At 68.9% G+C, this 15,514-nt stretch carries 16 protein-coding genes and 1 pseudogene; 8 read left to right on the top strand and 9 right to left on the bottom strand.

The window, feature by feature from the left end; genetic code table 11:
* Window position 1 precedes the first annotated feature (1 nt).
* The 3 genes and pseudogenes from ACSQ86_RS27890 to ACSQ86_RS27880 all read right to left on the bottom strand — a co-directional run bounded on the left by ACSQ86_RS27890 (window position 2) and on the right by ACSQ86_RS27880 (window position 2,959).
* Complete coding sequence (locus ACSQ86_RS27890) at window positions 2-517, bottom strand: DUF494 family protein (RefSeq protein ID WP_436305956.1); 516 nt, start codon at window positions 515-517, stop codon at window positions 2-4.
* A gap of 59 nt (window positions 518-576) precedes the next feature.
* Window positions 577-1,720: pseudogene (gene dprA / locus ACSQ86_RS27885) on the bottom strand (DNA-processing protein DprA).
* A gap of 21 nt (window positions 1,721-1,741) precedes the next feature.
* The gene (locus tag ACSQ86_RS27880) at window positions 1,742-2,959 is read right to left on the bottom strand and encodes a LysM peptidoglycan-binding domain-containing protein (RefSeq protein WP_436305955.1); all 1,218 of its coding nucleotides are present in this window, start codon (window positions 2,957-2,959) and stop codon (window positions 1,742-1,744) included.
* 162 nt (window positions 2,960-3,121) lie between these two features.
* On the opposite strand from ACSQ86_RS27880, the gene def reads away from it, so the two are divergent.
* The 5 genes from def to ACSQ86_RS27855 are packed head-to-tail and all read left to right on the top strand — an operon-like array spanning window position 3,122 to window position 6,206.
* The gene (def, locus tag ACSQ86_RS27875; protein WP_436305954.1) at window positions 3,122-3,655 is read left to right on the top strand and encodes a peptide deformylase; all 534 of its coding nucleotides are present in this window, start codon (window positions 3,122-3,124) and stop codon (window positions 3,653-3,655) included.
* On the top strand, window positions 3,652-4,161 hold the full coding sequence (locus ACSQ86_RS27870; RefSeq protein WP_436310045.1) for a hypothetical protein: 510 nt from the start codon (window positions 3,652-3,654) through the stop codon (window positions 4,159-4,161). Before def ends, ACSQ86_RS27870 begins: the two co-directional genes overlap by 4 nt.
* Window positions 4,162-4,168: 7 nt before the next feature.
* Window positions 4,169-5,119, top strand: coding sequence for a methionyl-tRNA formyltransferase (fmt, locus tag ACSQ86_RS27865; protein WP_436310044.1), 951 nt, complete (start codon window positions 4,169-4,171; stop codon window positions 5,117-5,119).
* Entirely contained in the window at window positions 5,119-5,859 is a 741-nt protein-coding gene (locus tag ACSQ86_RS27860) for an AzlC family ABC transporter permease (RefSeq protein WP_436310043.1), read from the top strand. The genes fmt and ACSQ86_RS27860 overlap by 1 nt, the downstream gene beginning before the upstream one ends.
* A complete protein-coding gene (locus ACSQ86_RS27855) occupies window positions 5,856-6,206 on the top strand; it encodes an AzlD domain-containing protein (RefSeq protein WP_436305951.1) in 351 nt (116 codons plus the stop codon). Before ACSQ86_RS27860 ends, ACSQ86_RS27855 begins: the two co-directional genes overlap by 4 nt.
* Here ACSQ86_RS27855 and ACSQ86_RS27850 read toward each other — a convergent pair whose 3' ends face one another.
* Genes ACSQ86_RS27850 through ACSQ86_RS27825 form a run of 6 tightly spaced genes read right to left on the bottom strand, consistent with a single transcriptional unit; the run spans window position 6,207 to window position 11,641 of the window.
* Complete coding sequence (locus ACSQ86_RS27850) at window positions 6,207-7,181, bottom strand: Bug family tripartite tricarboxylate transporter substrate binding protein (protein ID WP_436310042.1); 975 nt, start codon at window positions 7,179-7,181, stop codon at window positions 6,207-6,209.
* 28 nt (window positions 7,182-7,209) lie between these two features.
* Complete coding sequence (locus ACSQ86_RS27845) at window positions 7,210-8,169, bottom strand: MBL fold metallo-hydrolase (protein WP_436310041.1); 960 nt, start codon at window positions 8,167-8,169, stop codon at window positions 7,210-7,212.
* On the bottom strand, window positions 8,166-8,345 hold the full coding sequence (locus ACSQ86_RS27840) for a DUF2783 domain-containing protein (protein WP_093108660.1): 180 nt from the start codon (window positions 8,343-8,345) through the stop codon (window positions 8,166-8,168). Before ACSQ86_RS27840 ends, ACSQ86_RS27845 begins: the two co-directional genes overlap by 4 nt.
* On the bottom strand, window positions 8,342-9,985 hold the full coding sequence (locus ACSQ86_RS27835; protein ID WP_436310040.1) for an FAD-dependent oxidoreductase: 1,644 nt from the start codon (window positions 9,983-9,985) through the stop codon (window positions 8,342-8,344). Before ACSQ86_RS27835 ends, ACSQ86_RS27840 begins: the two co-directional genes overlap by 4 nt.
* Window positions 9,986-9,993: 8 nt before the next feature.
* On the bottom strand, window positions 9,994-11,115 hold the full coding sequence (locus tag ACSQ86_RS27830) for an alpha/beta hydrolase family protein (RefSeq protein WP_436310039.1): 1,122 nt from the start codon (window positions 11,113-11,115) through the stop codon (window positions 9,994-9,996).
* A complete protein-coding gene (locus ACSQ86_RS27825) occupies window positions 11,108-11,641 on the bottom strand; it encodes a VOC family protein (RefSeq protein ID WP_436305948.1) in 534 nt (177 codons plus the stop codon). The genes ACSQ86_RS27830 and ACSQ86_RS27825 overlap by 8 nt, the downstream gene beginning before the upstream one ends.
* A 93-nt stretch (window positions 11,642-11,734) precedes the next feature.
* Here ACSQ86_RS27825 and ACSQ86_RS27820 point away from each other — a divergent pair, with 93 nt between their 5' ends.
* The 3 genes from ACSQ86_RS27820 to pyk all read left to right on the top strand — a co-directional run bounded on the left by ACSQ86_RS27820 (window position 11,735) and on the right by pyk (window position 15,446).
* On the top strand, window positions 11,735-12,646 hold the full coding sequence (locus tag ACSQ86_RS27820) for a LysR family transcriptional regulator (protein ID WP_436310038.1): 912 nt from the start codon (window positions 11,735-11,737) through the stop codon (window positions 12,644-12,646).
* A gap of 96 nt (window positions 12,647-12,742) precedes the next feature.
* Window positions 12,743-13,936: a phosphoglycerate kinase gene (locus ACSQ86_RS27815; protein WP_436305946.1), complete on the top strand. Its 1,194-nt coding sequence runs from the start codon at window positions 12,743-12,745 to the stop codon at window positions 13,934-13,936.
* A 61-nt stretch (window positions 13,937-13,997) separates the two neighbouring features.
* Window positions 13,998-15,446, top strand: a complete 1,449-nt coding sequence (pyk, locus tag ACSQ86_RS27810) for a pyruvate kinase (protein WP_436305945.1) — start codon at window positions 13,998-14,000, stop codon at window positions 15,444-15,446.
* Window positions 15,447-15,514: the final 68 nt, after the last annotated feature.

The following is a 15,514-nucleotide window of genomic DNA, read 5'->3' as shown; positions in this document are numbered from 1 at the left end:
TTCAGTGCGCGACGCGGCCTGTCGTGTCGTCGCAAAGCTCGTCGAGCACCAGCGCATCGGGCTCGACGCCGGTGCTCCAGTGCACCATCAGCACGATGATCTTGAGCTCGTCAAGCGCCAGCGGGTCGCCCGATGTGGCCATGGCGCGATCGATCACGATCTCGCGCATGCCGGGGGGCAGCACGCGCGCGGACTCGAGGAAGCTGATGAAGCCCAGGCATTCGGCGCCCAGGTGTTCCTGCTCGGCGGTCGAATAGACGCGCATCGAACCCGGCGATTCGGGCAAGGCGGCATCGTTCGGGCTGCGCGCGCTCACCGTGGCGCTGCTCCCGTCGGCGTGCCGGGTCAGTTGCACGCCCTGGGTGGCGAGGCTCAGGCCGTCGAGCCAGCGCAGTGCGTCGCGGATCTCTTCCGCATCGAAGCCCTGCGCGCTGAGCTTGCGGCCCAGTTGCTCGGGCTCGGGACACGCATCGCCGCGCCAGTAGTTTTCGTAGACATACACGAGCACTTCGAACATGGGGCCAATATAGCCCACTCGGCGCGCCTGGCCCGCTGCGTTGTTCGAACGCGACGCCGTCAGCCCTGCGCAACGCGCTGGAACAGGCCGCCGGGCAGGCGGGCGACGCTACCGGCGAGTTCGAGCTCGAGCAGTTGCGCCTGCAGCTCGGCGGCGCTGAAGCCGGTGCGTGCGCACAGCGCATCGAGGTTCACCGGGTCGTAGCCCATGTCGTGCAAGAGCCCGTGTGCCGCGTCGGCATCGGCGTCCTGCGCCGTCGGATTCGCAGCAGCAGAAGCCGTGGCGCCGTCCAGGCGCAGCTCTTCGAGCACGTCGCCCACCGTCTCGACCAGCTTCGCACCTTGGCGGATCAAGGCATGGCAGCCGCGCGACTGCGGCGAGTGGATCGAGCCGGGAATGGCGAACACCTCCTTGCCCTGCTCGGTCGCGAGCCTGGCGGTGATCAGCGAGCCCGACTGCAGCGCGGCCTCCACCACCAGCGTGCCGCGCGAGAGGCCGGCAATAATGCGGTTGCGCTTGGGGAAATTCTGGTTGAGCGGCGGCGTGCCGAGCGGGAACTCGCTCAAGATCAGGCCGCGGGCTGCGATGCGGTGCGCCAGCTCTCGGTGCCTGGCCGGGTAGACGCGGTCCAGTCCCGTGCCGACCACGGCCACCGTCGCCGGGCGGCCCGGGTCATCGGGTGCATCGAGCGCGCCCTCGTGGGCCGCGCCGTCGACGCCGAGGGCAAGCAAGCCCCGACACCACCGGAATGCCGGCCTCGCCGAAGGCCCGGGCGAAGGCGCGCGCATTCGACGCACCCTGCGGCGCCGGATTGCGGCTGCCCACCATGGCGATGTTGTGCCCGAGCTGCGTGAGATCCAGCGCCGGCGCGCCCAGCAGGTAGAGCATCAGCGGCGGGTCCGCCATCTCGAGCAGCGAGACCGGGTAGCCGGGATCGCCCAAGGTCAGGATGCGCCGCGTGGCGCCTTCTTCGGTGCCTTGCAGCCATTCGAGGGTCTGGTCAAGCAGTGCCGGGAGTTCGTCCGGTGCGCGAAGCAGGGCCTGCGCCTGCGAGTCCGTCACGAGCTGCTGCAGCGCCGCCGGCGACTGCACGAAAACGCCCGCAGGCAGCCCGAAGGCCGCGAGCAGCTTGCGCGCTGCCGTGTTGCCGATGCCCGGCGTCAGCGTGAGCCGCAGCCAGCCCGCGACTTCTTCACGTTCCATGCGAAGGAGGAAGAGGAGGCGTCAGGGATTGACCAGCAGATCGCCGATGCGCGGGGCGTCGTTGATTTCGAGCACCAGCGCGTACGAGACCCGCTCGAACGGACGGAACACCATCAGCAGGCCGATGCGCTCGTTGGGCAGCTTCAGCGTCTCCTTGCCCGATCCGGTCTTGTCGATGATGGTTTCGCCGTTCTTGAGGATGGCCAGCACGTGGCCGTTCTCGATGCCGTCGAGGGTGCCCTTGTTGATCGCGACCACCTGGTTCTGGGCCGCGAACTGCACCGCGTTGCCGTAGACCGAGACGATGCGGCCTTCCTCGATGGGCTGCTGGGGCGCGCGCGGCACGTAGCTCAGCAGCTGGCGGGGCGGTTCGGGCAGCAGGCGGTCGCCGGCGCGCATTTCCTCGCGCGCCGCCACGATGTCGACGGTCGCGGGCACCACGCTCTTGAGCTCCTTGCCTTCCACCATCTCGGTGACGCTCGACTCGCCGCGCTGCAGCTGGGCCTTGCCGAGGTACTGCGCCTCGTAGCCGAGGATCTCGCCGGTGCCGGGGTCCTTCAGCGGCGTCGCGTTGCGGAAGATGCGGAAGGTCTTGATCGGGCCGGCGGTTTCCACCAGCGGCGAGTTGACCTCGCCCCGCGCATAGGCGCGGTCGCCGCGCGCGAGCAGCACGCGGCTGTCGTTGCCCGCCACGATGCGCGGCGCCGTGAGCAGGGTCTCCTGGTCGACCACGATCGGCTCGCTCAGGAAGGGTTCGATCAGGCTGGGGTTGAGCGTCGGCAGTGCCATGCCCGACAGCGATTCGAAACGTGTGCGGGGCGTCAGCTTGATGGTGCCGCCATCGGCCACGCTCGAGCCGCCGCGGCGGGTGCTCAGGCGGGCGCGGCCGCCGGTCTTGTCGAGATAGAGCACCTGGCCTGGATAGATGAGGTGCGGATTGCGGATCTCGCCCATGTTCATGCCCCAGAGCTCGGGCCAGCGCCAGGGGCTGCGCAGGTAAAGGCGGGAAACGGCCCACAGCGTGTCGCGGGGCTTGATCGTGTATTCGTCGGGCGCGTTCGGCGCCAGCTCGCTGAGCGGCACGCCGGTCTGCGCCGTCTGCTGGGCCGTGGCGCGCTGCTGCGGCGTGACGGGGTAGTTCTGCGCGAGGGCCGTCGTGCCGCTGCCCACCATGGCGATCATCGCCAGCGTGGCGAAGATGTTCGGACGCAGGCAGTCGTTGATTCGGAGTTGTTTCATGGTTTGATGGTGTGCACGCACTACGCCCAGGGGGACGTACGAATCCTCACAATTTGCAACGAATTTTGCGCTGAAGCCCTTGAAGGGGCAACGTTTATCAGGTCGCAGCGCGTCGTACCGTCGCGGAAATGGCGAAAATAACGACAATTTTTCCTCGCATTCATGGCCAAAAGAACCATCCTGAGCTATCCCGACAAGCGCCTGCACACGGTCGCCAAGCCGGTGCAGGGCGTCGACGCGCGCATCAAGACGCTGGTCGCCGACATGATCGAAACCATGTACGAGGCGAACGGCATCGGCCTGGCCGCCACGCAGGTCGACGTGCACGAACGGCTGGTCGTGATCGACATCTCCGAGGAGCGCAACGAGCCGCTGGTGCTGATCAATCCCGAGATCGTCTGGGCGAGTGAGGAGAAAGTACTCAACGAGGAGGGGTGCCTCTCGGTGCCCGGCATCTACGACGGCGTCGAGCGTGCAACCGCGGTGCGCGTGACCGCCCTCGACGCCAACGGCGAGCCCCAGACCATCGAGGCCGAGGGCCTGCTGGCAGTCTGCATCCAGCACGAGCTCGACCACCTGCTCGGCAAGGTGTTCGTCGAGTACCTCTCCCCCCTCAAGCGCAATCGCATCAAGAGCAAGCTGCTCAAGCAGCAGCGCGAAGACCAGAAGCTCGAACAACGGGAAGGACGGCGGTGAGCGTCGTCGCCCGCGCCTGGCCCGCCGCGCTGCTTGCTGCGGTGCTGGGGTTGGTGGGCTGTGCGGGCGAGCCGACGCGGATCGCGCCGGGCACCTCCAAGGCCGACGCGCTGCAGCAGCTCGGTGCGCCCACCGCCGCGTACCCGCTGTCGGGGGGCGGCGAGCGGCTGCAGTATTCCCGTGCGCCGGCAGGCTTCGAGGTGAACAACGTCGATCTCGACGCCGGCGGCCGCGTGGTCTCGATCCGTCAGGAACTCGACGATCGCCTGTTCGACCGCACCATCCAGCCCGGCGTCGGCGTCTGGCGCGAGGCCGACGTGCTGCGCATCTACGGCCGCCCGTTCGAGATCACGCGCGTGAGCTCCTTCGACGGCGTGATCTGGAGCTGGCGCTACAAGATGATGAACGCGCCCCGCCTGCTCTACATCTATGTCGACCCTGCCGGTGTGGTGCAGCGCTACCACACGGGCGACGACCTGATGCGCGATCTCTTCGACCGGATGTGAGGGTCGCATGAGGGTTGCGTTTGCGGGCACGCCCGAGTTCGCCCGCGTCGCGCTGGAGGCGATCGCCGCCGCGGGCTTCGAGATCGTGCTGGTGCTGACCCAGCCCGACCGCCCCGCCGGCCGGGGCATGAAGCTGCAGGCCTCGCCGGTCAAGCAGTTCGCCACAGCGCACGGCTGGCCGGTGGCGCAGCCGCGCAGCCTGCGCCTGGACGGCAAGTACCCCGAGGATGCGGCCGCGGCGCGCGCCGCCATCCTCGAGGCCAAGCCCGACGTGATGGTGGTCGCCGCGTATGGCCTGATCCTGCCGCAGTGGGTGCTCGATGCGCCGCGGCTCGGCTGCCTCAACATCCATGCGAGCCTCTTGCCGCGCTGGCGCGGCGCAGCGCCGATCCATCGGGCGATCGAGGCCGGCGATGTCGAGACCGGCGTCACCATCATGCAGATGGATGCCGGGCTCGACACCGGCGACATGCTGCTCGCCGAATCGCTCGCCATCGGCGAGGACAGCACCGCGCAACTGCACGACCGGCTCGCCGCGCTCGGCGGCCGGCTGATCGTCGACGCCCTGAAGCAGGCCGAGGCTGGAGCGCTGCACCCCGAGCCGCAGCCGGGCGAAGGCGTGACCTATGCGCACAAGGTCGAGAAGCACGAGGCGCAGGTGGACTGGACGCAGGATGCCGCCACCATCGTGCGCCGCATCCGCGCCTTCGATCCCTTTCCCGGCGCGAGCAGCGCGCTCGACGGCGAAACCATCAAGCTCTGGGCGGCGCGGGTTCAGCCCGGGACGCCTGCGGATGCAGCGGGCACGGTGCTGGCAGCCGGCGCGCCGGGCATCGCCGTCGCTGCCAGGGATGGCGTCGTCGTGATCACCGAGCTGCAGCGGCCCGGCGGCAAGCGCCTGGCCGCGGCCGACTTCCTGCGCGGCTTCGACATCAAGCCGGGGCAGGTCTTCGGCTGATGTTTTTTTCTCCTTCCATCCGCAGCCAGCCGGAGTTCCGCCAAGGCGCGACCGAAATGTCCTCGGTCGCCGTCGGCATCGGCGCCTGGGGCCTGATGACCGGTGTGGCCATGGTCAAGTCGGGCATGAGTGTCTTCGAGTCGGTCGCGATGACCTTGCTGGTCTATGCCGGCAGTTCGCAGCTGGCCGCCATTCCGCTGTTGATCGCGGGCGCGCCGGCCTGGGTGGTGCTGGCCACGGGCTTCTGCGTCAACCTGCGCTTCGTGGTCTTCAGCCTGCATCTGCGGCCCTACCTCATGCACATGCCGCGCTGGCGCCGCCTGACGCACGGCTACCTCACGGCCGACATGAGCTACGCGATGTTCACTGGCCGCTACCCCGAGCCGCCCGCGACCGAACCCGAGAAGCGGGCGCAGGAGGCCTACCTGACCGGCAACTACTTCGTGACCTGGTCCTCATGGATGGGCATGAGCCTGCTCGGCATCGTGCTGGCCAACCTGATTCCGCAGAGCTGGGGGCTGGGCTTCGCCGGCGTGCTGAGCCTGGTGGCCATCGTCTGCTCGATGGCGACGACGCGCTTGCGCATCCTGGCCGCGCTGGTCGCCGGCGCCACGGCGGTGGCGGCCTACGCGCTGCCGCTCAAGCTCAACATCGTGGCCGGCATCGGCGTCGCGGTGCTGCTGTGTTTCTGGCTCGAAAAGCAGTTCGGGCTGGACCCCGACGCGGAGGACGATAAGTGAGCATCGGCAACGGCGGCGCCACCGACTTCTGGACCCTGGCGGTGATCGTCGGCCTGGCCGGCGTTACGGTGCTGACGCGCTGCTTCTTCTTCATCCTCGACCGGCCCTGGGGCTTGCCGGACTGGGCGCACCGCGCGCTGCACTATGCGCCGGCGGCCGCGCTCGCCGCCGTGATCGTGCCCGAGATCGTGATGTCGCAGGGGCACCTGATTTCGACTTGGAAGGACGCGCGGCTCTATGCCGCAGCGGCCGGCGCCGCTTATTACTTCTGGCGCCGCGGCGTGTTGGGCACGATGCTGGCAGGCATGGTGGTCTACCTGCCGCTTCACTTGGGGCTCGGCTGGTAGCTAGTCGAGTTGTACGCCGGCCGACTTGATGACCTTGCCCCAGCGCTCGCTCTCGGCGCGCGACAGCTTGTAGAAGTCCTGTGGCGTGCCCGGCAACGCCTCGAAGCCGAAGTCCGCGAACAGCTTGACCACCTTCGGCGCCTTCATCGCCTTGTGCAGCTCGCCGTTGATCCGGTTCACCGCTTCCTGCGGCATGCCGGCCGGGCCGATCAGGCCGTGGAAGGCATAAGCATTGATGTCCTTGAAGCCGACTTCCGAGAAGGTCGGCACATCCGGCAATGCGCTCGCGCGCTGCGGCAGCGCGATCGCGAGCACGCGCACCTTGCCCGACCGGATGATCGGCAGGCCCGAGGCGAGGTCCAGCATCATGGTCGGCACCTGGCCGCCCATGATGTCGGTCATGGCCGGCGCGGCGCCCTTGTAGGGCACGTGGACGATGCCGAGGCCGGCCTTCTGCTTGAAGAGCTCCATCGCCATGTGGTGCGGCGTGCCGTTGCCGGGCGAGGCATAGCTCACCTTGTCGGGATTGGCCTTCACGTAGCTCACGAACTCGGCGACCGTCTTGGCCGGAAAGTCCGGATGCACCACCAGCGCGACCGGGAAGCGGCCGATGGTGCCGATGTAAGTGAAGTCGCTCGCCGGCTTGTAGGGCAGCTTGGCGAACATGTGCTCGTTGAACAGCAGCGCCGCGTTCTCGGCCTGCATGATCGTGTAGCCGTCGGGCTTGGCCTGCATCAGCACCGACACGCCGATGTTGGTGGAGGCGCCCGGGCGGTTGTCGATGACGATGGGCTGGCCGAGCGAAGGCTGCATCGCGTCGGCCAATGCCCGCGCGAGGTTGTCGGTGCCGCCGCCCGCGGGGTACGGCACGATCCAGCGCAGCGGCTGGCTGGGGTAGGCGCTCTGGGCCGGCGCATGGCTGGTTGCGGCCAGCGCGAGGCCGGCGGCGGCCAGCAGTTGCAGGAATCGTTTCATCGCTTTTGTCTCCGGGTTAGAAAAGAAATCAGCCGCGCAAGGCTTGCCACAACTCGCGGTCGCGTTCCCCGGTCCACACGACCGGGTGCTCGATGCCGCGCAGCTCGTCATAGGCACGCGACACGTCGAAGGGCAGCACGTGCTGGAACACGGGCCAGTCGCCGAAGCGCGGCTTCATCGCTTCTTCGGCGCGCTCGAAGCAGCCGCGCAGGCTCTCGCCCGCTTCGACGCCCGAGCGCACGCTCGCGAGCAGCGTCGACAAGAAGGCCTTGGTGAGCCCGATCGCCTCGGCGCAGGCGGCGGCGCCCTGCAGCACCGCGCCGCGTCCCGGCACCAGCACCGCGGGCTCGAGTGCGGCCACGGCGTCCAGCGTGCCGGCCCAGTCCTGGATATAGGCGTCGCCGGCGTACACGCCGCAGCGGTTTTCCACCACGTCGCCCGAGAACAGCACGCCGCAGTCGGGCAGCCAGGCGACGGTGTCGCCGCCCGAGTGGCCGCGGCCCAGGCACATGAGCCGCACCTCGCGCGCGCCCAGCCACAGGCTCATCTCGCCCTCGAAGCTCATGCTCGGCACGGTGAGGCCGGGAATCTCTTCCACGCCGGCGAAGAGACGCGGGAAGCGCCCCACCTCGGAGTCGAAGTCGGCCTGGCCGCGCTCGCGCACCCAGTCGAGCGTGCCCCGGCTGGCGATGATGGCCTGCACCTCGTCGAAGGCGCTGGCACCCATCACCCGCACCGCGTGGAAATGCGTGAGCACGATGTACTTGATCGGCTTGCCGGTCACGCGGCGGATGTCGGCCAGGAAGTCGCGCGCCATGCGCGGCGTCGGGCGCGTGTCGACCAGCACCACGTGCTCGTCGCCGACGATGAAGCCGCAGTTGGGGTCGAAGTCGCTGATGTAGCCGTAGACGTTGGGCGCGAGCTCTCGCACTTGCGGCTTCTGCTCGCGCGTGTCGGAGGCCGAGGCGAAAGAGACGGTCGTGTTCATTCGCGTGCCGCCTTGATGCATTCCAGCAGCGCGGCCTGGTCGCCGCACTGGTTGGCCAGCAGCAGCACGAGGCGGGCGTTGAGGTCCGCGCTCTGGGCCTCGCTCAATCCCTCGTGGGCGGCGAGCCACTCGGTGTAGAAGCCATCGGGGTCGGGGATGTGGGGGTCGGTGATCATGCGTCTTGCGCCAGTGCGGTGTGGAGGGCGGTCGCGATCGCCGCCGGCGTGGGATCGGTGAGCAGCGCGGCGCGGTAGGCGTCGGGTCGCACGAGGCGGAAGCTGCCGGGCGAGCCGACACCGAGTTGCCGCGCGAGCGCGTCATCGGGCTGCAGCGTGGGCAGGCTGCTCTCGCCACCTACGGCGACGAGCTGCAGCGGCAGCGATACCGCCACCTCGGCTGCAGCCTCGGCCTGCGCGCGCGTGGGTGCGAACCAGATCCCGAGGCACTTCGTTCCCTCGGCCAGCAACTGCATCGGCGTGGTCGGCCGGCCGTCGCTCCAGCGAAGCGGCAGGTTCTGCAGCGTGCGCCCGCCTTCGGGCAGGTGGCGTGCCGCCGGGTAGTCGTTGGCCACCGACATGCGGCCCGTGTTGACGAGCGCGCGCGCAAAGGGGTAGCGCGCGGCCAGCGCCACCACCGCGCGCCGCAGCGTGTGTTCGGCCGGCGAACGCGGCGCCAGGAAGCGGGCGGTGCGGCTCGTGACCTGGAGGTTCTGCGCGGCGGCGGGGCGGCGCTCCGCGTCGTAGGTATCGAGCAGCGCGTCGCCGGCCTGGCCCTGCATGACCAGCGCCAGCTTCCAGCCGAGATTGGCAGCGTCCTGGATGCCGCTGTTGCCGCCGCGCGCGCCGAAGGGGCTCACGACGTGGGCCGAATCGCCGATGAAGAACACGCGGCCGTGGCGGAAGCGGTCGAGCAGATGGTCGCGGTAGCCGTAAGGGCCGATCCAGACGAATTCGAACTCCACGCCCGGCCCGAGCTGCTCGCGCAGCCGCGCGCCGGCCACCTCGGGCTTGCTGATGTGGGCGGTGTCGCAGTCCTCGGGCATCTGGTAGTCGATGCGCCAGACGCCGTCGGCCATCAGGTGCTGCCAGACCGCGCGGCCCTCGTTGAAGGGCGCGTCGACCCAGGTCCAGCGCTCGACAGGCAGCGGCTTCTTGAAGCGCACGTCGCTGATGCACCAGCGGTCGGTGCTGCGCGAGCTGTGGGCGTCGAGCCCGAGCTGGGTGCGGATCGCGCTGTTGGCGCCACTCGCGTCGATCAGGTAGCCGGCCTCCATCGCGTAGGGGCCGGCGGGCGTCTCGACCTCGACGCGAACGCCGTCGCCGCCGGGCACGATGCGCGTCACGCGGTTCTTCCATCGCAGGTCCGTGAAGCCGAGTTCGAGGATGCGGTCGACCAGGAACCACTCGAGGTAGAACTGCTGCAGGTTGATGAAGGGCGGCTGTGCGGAGACGCTGTCGGTCTTCAGGTTGAAGTTGTAGACCTCCTCCTCGCCCGAGAAGGTGCGGCCAAAGGACCAGGTGACGCCCTTGTCGGCGATGCGCCGGTAGATGCCGAGCCGCTCGAAGATCTCCAGGCTCTTCTGCGCGTAGCAGATGCCGCGCGAGGAGGCGCCGCGCACGCCTACCGTGTCGTCCTCGTCCAGCAGCACGGCGCGCACGCCGCGCTGCGCGAGGTCGCAGGCCAGCGTGAGGCCGGCCGGACCGGCGCCGACGATGACGATCGGATGACGCGCGAGCGTATCGCTACCCAGCTCGGGCGGCGGCCGGAAGGGCCAGCGCGGCAGCTCGTAGTCGGGCGCGAAGTGGAAGCTTTCCATCGCGGCGCTCACAGCGCGTGGGCCCACTCGGCGATGGCATCGGCCGCGCGCGGTACCAGCTCGGACTGGCCCGCCAGGTAGTGGTTGCCGCCGACGATGTCGACGTTGCGGATGCGCGCGCCGCCGGCCTGGAGCCAGGCATCGCGCGTGCTCGGGAAGGTGGACTGGTCGGCCGTGTAGGTCAGCAGCAGCTTGGGGCAGGTGGTGCGCGCCAGGTTCGAGGGCCCATCGGCCTGCGAGCGCGAGGACCACTGCGAGAGAAAGGCGGTCAGCGAGGTGGTGCGGCCCATCGCGTTGGCCGAGTAGTTCACCTGCCGCGCATCGCCCCAGACGCTGCCGGGCGCGCGGTCGTTGCGGTCGATCGAAAGGTCCACGCAGCGCGGATCGGCGTGCGTGCGGTAGACGATGAAGGCCTGGTCGCGCGGCGCGCCCGGCGTGCTGCGCAGCAGGCGCAGGCGCTCCACGGCCCAGTTCTCGAGCCGGTCGAGCCTGGCCTTCTGGGCGGCGCTGAAGCGCGCGAGGAATTGGGCGCTGTAGGGCAAGCCGTGGCGCGCGTCGTACATGTCGAGCTCCGGGTCCACCGACAGCGGATCGTGCTCATCGGTGACGGAGGGGTCGATCCAGTCGCGCATCAGCTTCGAGCGGCCCTGGTGCGCCGCGCACAGGGCAATGCCATCCGCTGGCGGCAGGTCGTCGGGATGCAGGTGAGTCGGGTCGCCGTCCGGGAAGTGATGTGCCGTGAGCTTCTCGGCCTGCGCCTGGTAGAAGCTCGCCAGCGCGGCGCCGCCCGAGTTGCCGATGAGCAGCACCTTCTCGTAGCCCGCGGCGCGCAGGAATTGCACGCCGGCACCCAGGTCCTGGATCGCGCGCTCCATCAGCAGCACCGTGTCGTTGCCCATGTAGCGCGAGTTGAGGCCCATGCAGCAGATGCCGCGCTCGGCCAGCGGCGCGATCAGGTAGTGCCCCATGAAGTTGCTCGTGGGGTGCATCACGATGGCCGCGATCTTCTTCGGGCCGGCCGGCGCGCGGTACGCGCCGTAGATGCGCGGGCGCAGCATCTGGAGGCCCGACTGGCTCTCCATCGCGGCGCCGGGCTTGACGTCGATGACGGCGAGTTGGAGCTCAGGCATGCGCCGCTTTCCTCCGCAGTTCGGCCTTGCGCTCGGTCCAGGCATCGAGGTCGGCATGGGCGCGCTTCGCATGCGCGTCCATCTCGCCCTGCGGCACGGTGGGCGTGGTCAGCTCGACGCGGATGCCGTTGGGGTCGAAGAAGTAGATCGATTCGATGATGTGGTGGTCGGTCAGGCCCAGAACCTCGACGCCGGCCGCCTCGAGCCGTGCCTTGGCGGCCAGCAGGTCGGCCACCGAATCGACGCGCAGCGCGATGTGGTTGACCCAGGCCGGCGTGTTGGGCGAAGGCAGCGCGGCCACGTCGTCGCCGAGGTCGAAGAAGGCGATGTAGGAGCCGTCGCGCATCTGGAAAAAGATGTGGACGTAGGGGCAGAACTCGCCGGTGCTCGGCACATGGTCGCTCTTGATCACGTGCACCAGCGGCAGGCCCAGCAGGTCCTCGTAGAAGCGGCGCGTCTCCTCGCTGTCGCGGCAGCGCCAGGCGAAGTGGTGCAGTCCGCGCACTGGCACGGGCGAGGGGGTCATGGCTTGTCTCCGGTGAAGGCTCGGAAACGAATTGGGCCGCCGTTCTTCTTATGATTCAATCGAAATAAATTCATTGATTGATGAACTGAGGCCATGAATCTGACCCTGCGCCAATTGCGCGCCTTCGACGCCGTGGCCGACACCGGCAGCTTCACCGCCGCGGCCGCCCGGCTGCACCTGACCCAGTCGGCGCTCAGCGTGCTGGTGCGCGAACTGGAGCGCGAAATGGGCGTGCAGCTCTTCGACCGCCACACGCGGCGGGTGCTGCTCTCGGAGGCCGGACGCGAATTCCAGCCCTCGGTGCAGCGCCTCTTGGCCGATCTCGCGGGCGCGGTGGCCGGCGTGACCGAGCTGCGCGACCAGAAGAAGGGCGTGCTGCGGCTCGCCGCGCCGCAGCTCATGGCCTGCACGCTGATGCCGCGCGTGATCGCGGCCTACAGCGCGCGCTACCCGGACATCGACGTGCGCCTGGCCGACACGCTGCCCGAGCACCTGCTGGCCGGCGTGCTCTCGGGCGAGGTGGAGTTGGCGGTGGGGCAGGACGTGGCGGTAGATCCCGCGGCAATCGAACGCCGCACGCTCTTTCGCGACCGCCACTGGCTGATCTGCCCGCCCGACCATGCCTTCGCGCGCCGGCGCCAGGTGCGCTGGAGCGAGCTCGGGCCCTACACCTTCATCGCGCCGACGCGCGATTTCCGCCAGCGCGTGCTGCCCGAGCTGGACGCCGACGCGCGCGAGCTGATGCTGCGCGCCACGACGCAGGAGGTCTCGTACATGACGACCGCGTTGGGCATGGTCGCTTCGGGCCTGGGGCTCACGGTCTGCCCGACCTACTCGGCCTCGCTGGTCAAGGCCCACGGGCTGCAGATGGTCAAGCTCGACCGGCCCGATTTCCATCGCGAGGTCTGCGTCTACGCCGCATCGCGGCGCTCGCTGTCGCCGGCGGCCGCCGGTTTCGTCGAGATGCTGGAGCAGTTCGTGGCGAAGCCGGGCCTTGGCGGTTGATCGACACCAGGGCGTCACCGGCGAAACCTACAAACCTACAATGGCCTCTCGCCTTTTTTCAAGGCAGTCCCCTCCGCTTCTCATCACGCCCATCCCATGAACGTTCTTCGATTCACCGACCTGTGTGCGCAAGGCAAAGTCGCCGGCCAGCGCGTGTTCATCCGAGCCGATCTCAACGTGCCGCAGGACGATGCCGGCCGCATCACCGAGGACACGCGCATCCGCGCCTCGGTGCCCTGCATCAAGCTGGCGCTCGACGCGGGGGGCGCGGTGATGGTCACCTCCCATCTCGGCCGTCCGACCGAGGGCGCATTCAAGCCCGAGGATTCGCTGGCGCCGGTCGCCAAGCGCCTGGGCGAGCTGCTGGGCCGCGAGGTGCCGCTGGTGACCGACTGGGTCGACAGCGTCCAGGTGGCGCCCGGTCAAGTCGTGCTGCTGGAGAACTGTCGTCTCAACAAGGGCGAGAAGAAGAACGACGAGACGCTCGCACGCAAGCTCGCCGCGCTGACCGACATCTACGTCAACGACGCCTTCGGCACCGCGCACCGCGCCGAGGCCACGACCTACGGCATCGCCCAGTACGCCAAGGTGGCCTGCGCCGGCCCGCTGCTGGCGGCCGAGATCGACGCCATCACCAAGGCACTGGCACAGCCCAAGCGCCCGCTGGTCGCAATCGTTGCGGGCTCCAAGGTCAGCACCAAGCTCACCATCCTGAAGAGCCTGGCCGACAAGGTCGACCAGCTGATCGTCGGCGGCGGCATCGCCAACACCTTCATGCTCGCGGCCGGCCTCCGGATCGGCAAGTCGCTGGCCGAACCCGACTTGCTCGATGAAGCCAAGGCCGTGATCGAAGCGATGCGCGCGCGCGGCGCCGCGGTGCCGATCCCGGTCGACGTGGTCACGGCCAAGACCTTCGCGGCCGATGCCGCCGCCACGGTCAAGGCCGCCGACCAGGTTGCCGACGACGACCTGATCCTCGACATCGGCCCGAAGACCGCCGAGATCCTGGCCGCGCAGCTGCGCGAAGCCGGCACCATCGTGTGGAACGGCCCGGTAGGCGTGTTCGAGTTCGACGCCTTCGCCAAGGGCACCGAGGCGATCGCGCGCGCCATTGCCGAGAGCAGCGCCTTCTCGATCGCGGGCGGCGGCGACACGCTGGCCGCCATCGCGAAGTACGGCATCGAGGACAAGGTCGGCTACATCTCGACCGGCGGCGGCGCCTTCCTCGAAGTCCTGGAAGGCAAGACCCTGCCGGCCTTCGAGATCCTGGCCAAACGCGCAGCCGGCTGAATACCCTCTATCGGTCGGCCGAGAAAGTGTATACAGTATGGAATACAAACCGGAGACCTGAATGAGCACGCCCCGCCTTCCCCGCCACGCCACCAAGATCGTCGCCACGCTCGGCCCGGCATCGAGTTCGCCCGAGCTGCTCGAGCAGATGATCCATCACAAGGTCAGCGTGGTCCGGCTCAACTTCAGCCACGGCACGGCGCAAGACCACATCAACCGCGCCGTCATGGTGCGCGAGGCGGCCCGCCGCACGGGGCGCGAGGTGGCGATCATGGCCGACCTGCAGGGCCCGAAAATCCGGGTCGGCAAGTTCGCCGAAGGCAAGGTCTGGCTGGAGGCCGGTGCGAAGTTCGTGCTCGACGCCTCGCGCACCGAGCTGGGCGATGTCAGCGAAGTGGGGCTGGACTACAAGGACCTGCCGCGCGACGTCAAACCCGGCGACAGTCTGCTGCTGAACGACGGGCTCATCGTGCTCACGGTCGAAGCCGTCAAGGGCGACGCGGTCCACACCACGGTGCGCCTGGGCGGCGAGCTCTCCAACAACAAGGGCATCAACAAGCAGGGCGGTGGCCTCACGGCGCCGGCGCTGACGGCCAAGGACATGGAGGACATCAAGACCGCGATGAGCTTCCAGGCCGACTACGTGGCGGTGAGCTTCCCGAAGAACGCGACCGACATGGAAATGGCGCGCCAGCTGTGCAACGTGGCGGCCGCCGAGTTCGGCCACAAGCCGGGCCTGATCGCCAAGATCGAGCGCGCCGAGGCGATCCCCAAGCTGGAGGAGATCCTGCGCGCCAGCGACGGCATCATGGTCGCGCGCGGCGACCTGGCGGTCGAGGTCGGCAACGCGGCCGTGCCGGCGCTGCAAAAAAAGATGATCCGCATGGCGCGCGAGATGGACAAGGTCGTCATCACCGCCACGCAGATGATGGAGTCGATGATCACCAACCCGGTGCCGACGCGCGCCGAGGTCAGCGACGTGGCCAATGCCGTGCTCGACGGCACCGACGCCGTGATGCTCTCGGCCGAGACCGCTTCGGGCCGCTACCCACTCGAGACGGTGCAGGAGATGAGCCGCATCTGCGAGGCGGCCGAAGCCGCCGAAGACCTGCAACTCGACGCCGACTTCAGCGGCCAGTCCTACGCCCGCATCGACCAGTCGATCGCGATGGGCGCGCTGTTCACCGCGCACCATTTGGGCGCCAAGGCGATCGTCGCGCTGACCGAATCGGGCTCGACCCCGCTGTGGATGAGCCGCCACCGCGCCCACATCCCGATGTATGCGCTGACCTCGCGCCTCGCCACGCAGCGCCGCATGGCGCTCTACCGCAACGTGCGGCCGCTGCTCATGGACCCGGAAAGCGACCGCGACACGGCACTGCTGCAGGCCGAGGCGCACCTTAAGAAGCGCGGCATCGTGCAGACCGGCGACGTCTACGCGATCACCTGCGGCGAGCCCATGGGTGCGCCCGGCGGCACCAACATGCTCAAGATCTGCAGGGTGGGCTGAGGGGCGGCGCCGTCCCGGCGCGGGCGTCGGTCCTGTCCGACAGGGGTGCTCGGTAGAATTGACGCAGT

Origin of the sequence: Variovorax sp. LjRoot130 (assembly GCF_964253755.1) — a bacterium.
Classification (GTDB): Bacteria; Pseudomonadota; Gammaproteobacteria; order Burkholderiales; family Burkholderiaceae_C; genus Variovorax.
The sequence above is the reverse complement of the archived record's forward strand: the minus strand, read 5'-3'. Positions and strand labels throughout refer to the sequence as shown.

What these genes read in the sequence shown, in the direction of transcription:
- def (WP_436305954.1), top strand. Translation starts at nt 3,122, where the DNA reads ATGGCCAAAAGAACCATCCTGAGCTATCCCGACAAGCGCCTGCACACG.
- ACSQ86_RS27845 (WP_436310041.1), bottom strand. Translation starts at nt 8,169, where the DNA reads ATGAACACGACCGTCTCTTTCGCCTCGGCCTCCGACACGCGCGAGCAG.
- ACSQ86_RS27880 (WP_436305955.1), bottom strand. Translation starts at nt 2,959, where the DNA reads ATGAAACAACTCCGAATCAACGACTGCCTGCGTCCGAACATCTTCGCC.
- ACSQ86_RS27815 (WP_436305946.1), top strand. Translation starts at nt 12,743, where the DNA reads ATGAACGTTCTTCGATTCACCGACCTGTGTGCGCAAGGCAAAGTCGCC.
- fmt (WP_436310044.1), top strand. Translation starts at nt 4,169, where the DNA reads ATGAGGGTTGCGTTTGCGGGCACGCCCGAGTTCGCCCGCGTCGCGCTG.
- ACSQ86_RS27890 (WP_436305956.1), bottom strand. Translation starts at nt 517, where the DNA reads ATGTTCGAAGTGCTCGTGTATGTCTACGAAAACTACTGGCGCGGCGAT.
- ACSQ86_RS27825 (WP_436305948.1), bottom strand. Translation starts at nt 11,641, where the DNA reads ATGACCCCCTCGCCCGTGCCAGTGCGCGGACTGCACCACTTCGCCTGG.
- ACSQ86_RS27830 (WP_436310039.1), bottom strand. Translation starts at nt 11,115, where the DNA reads ATGCCTGAGCTCCAACTCGCCGTCATCGACGTCAAGCCCGGCGCCGCG.
- ACSQ86_RS27850 (WP_436310042.1), bottom strand. Translation starts at nt 7,181, where the DNA reads ATGAAACGATTCCTGCAACTGCTGGCCGCCGCCGGCCTCGCGCTGGCC.
- ACSQ86_RS27835 (WP_436310040.1), bottom strand. Translation starts at nt 9,985, where the DNA reads ATGGAAAGCTTCCACTTCGCGCCCGACTACGAGCTGCCGCGCTGGCCC.
- pyk (WP_436305945.1), top strand. Translation starts at nt 13,998, where the DNA reads ATGAGCACGCCCCGCCTTCCCCGCCACGCCACCAAGATCGTCGCCACG.
- ACSQ86_RS27860 (WP_436310043.1), top strand. Translation starts at nt 5,119, where the DNA reads ATGTTTTTTTCTCCTTCCATCCGCAGCCAGCCGGAGTTCCGCCAAGGC.
- ACSQ86_RS27840 (WP_093108660.1), bottom strand. Translation starts at nt 8,345, where the DNA reads ATGATCACCGACCCCCACATCCCCGACCCCGATGGCTTCTACACCGAG.
- ACSQ86_RS27820 (WP_436310038.1), top strand. Translation starts at nt 11,735, where the DNA reads ATGAATCTGACCCTGCGCCAATTGCGCGCCTTCGACGCCGTGGCCGAC.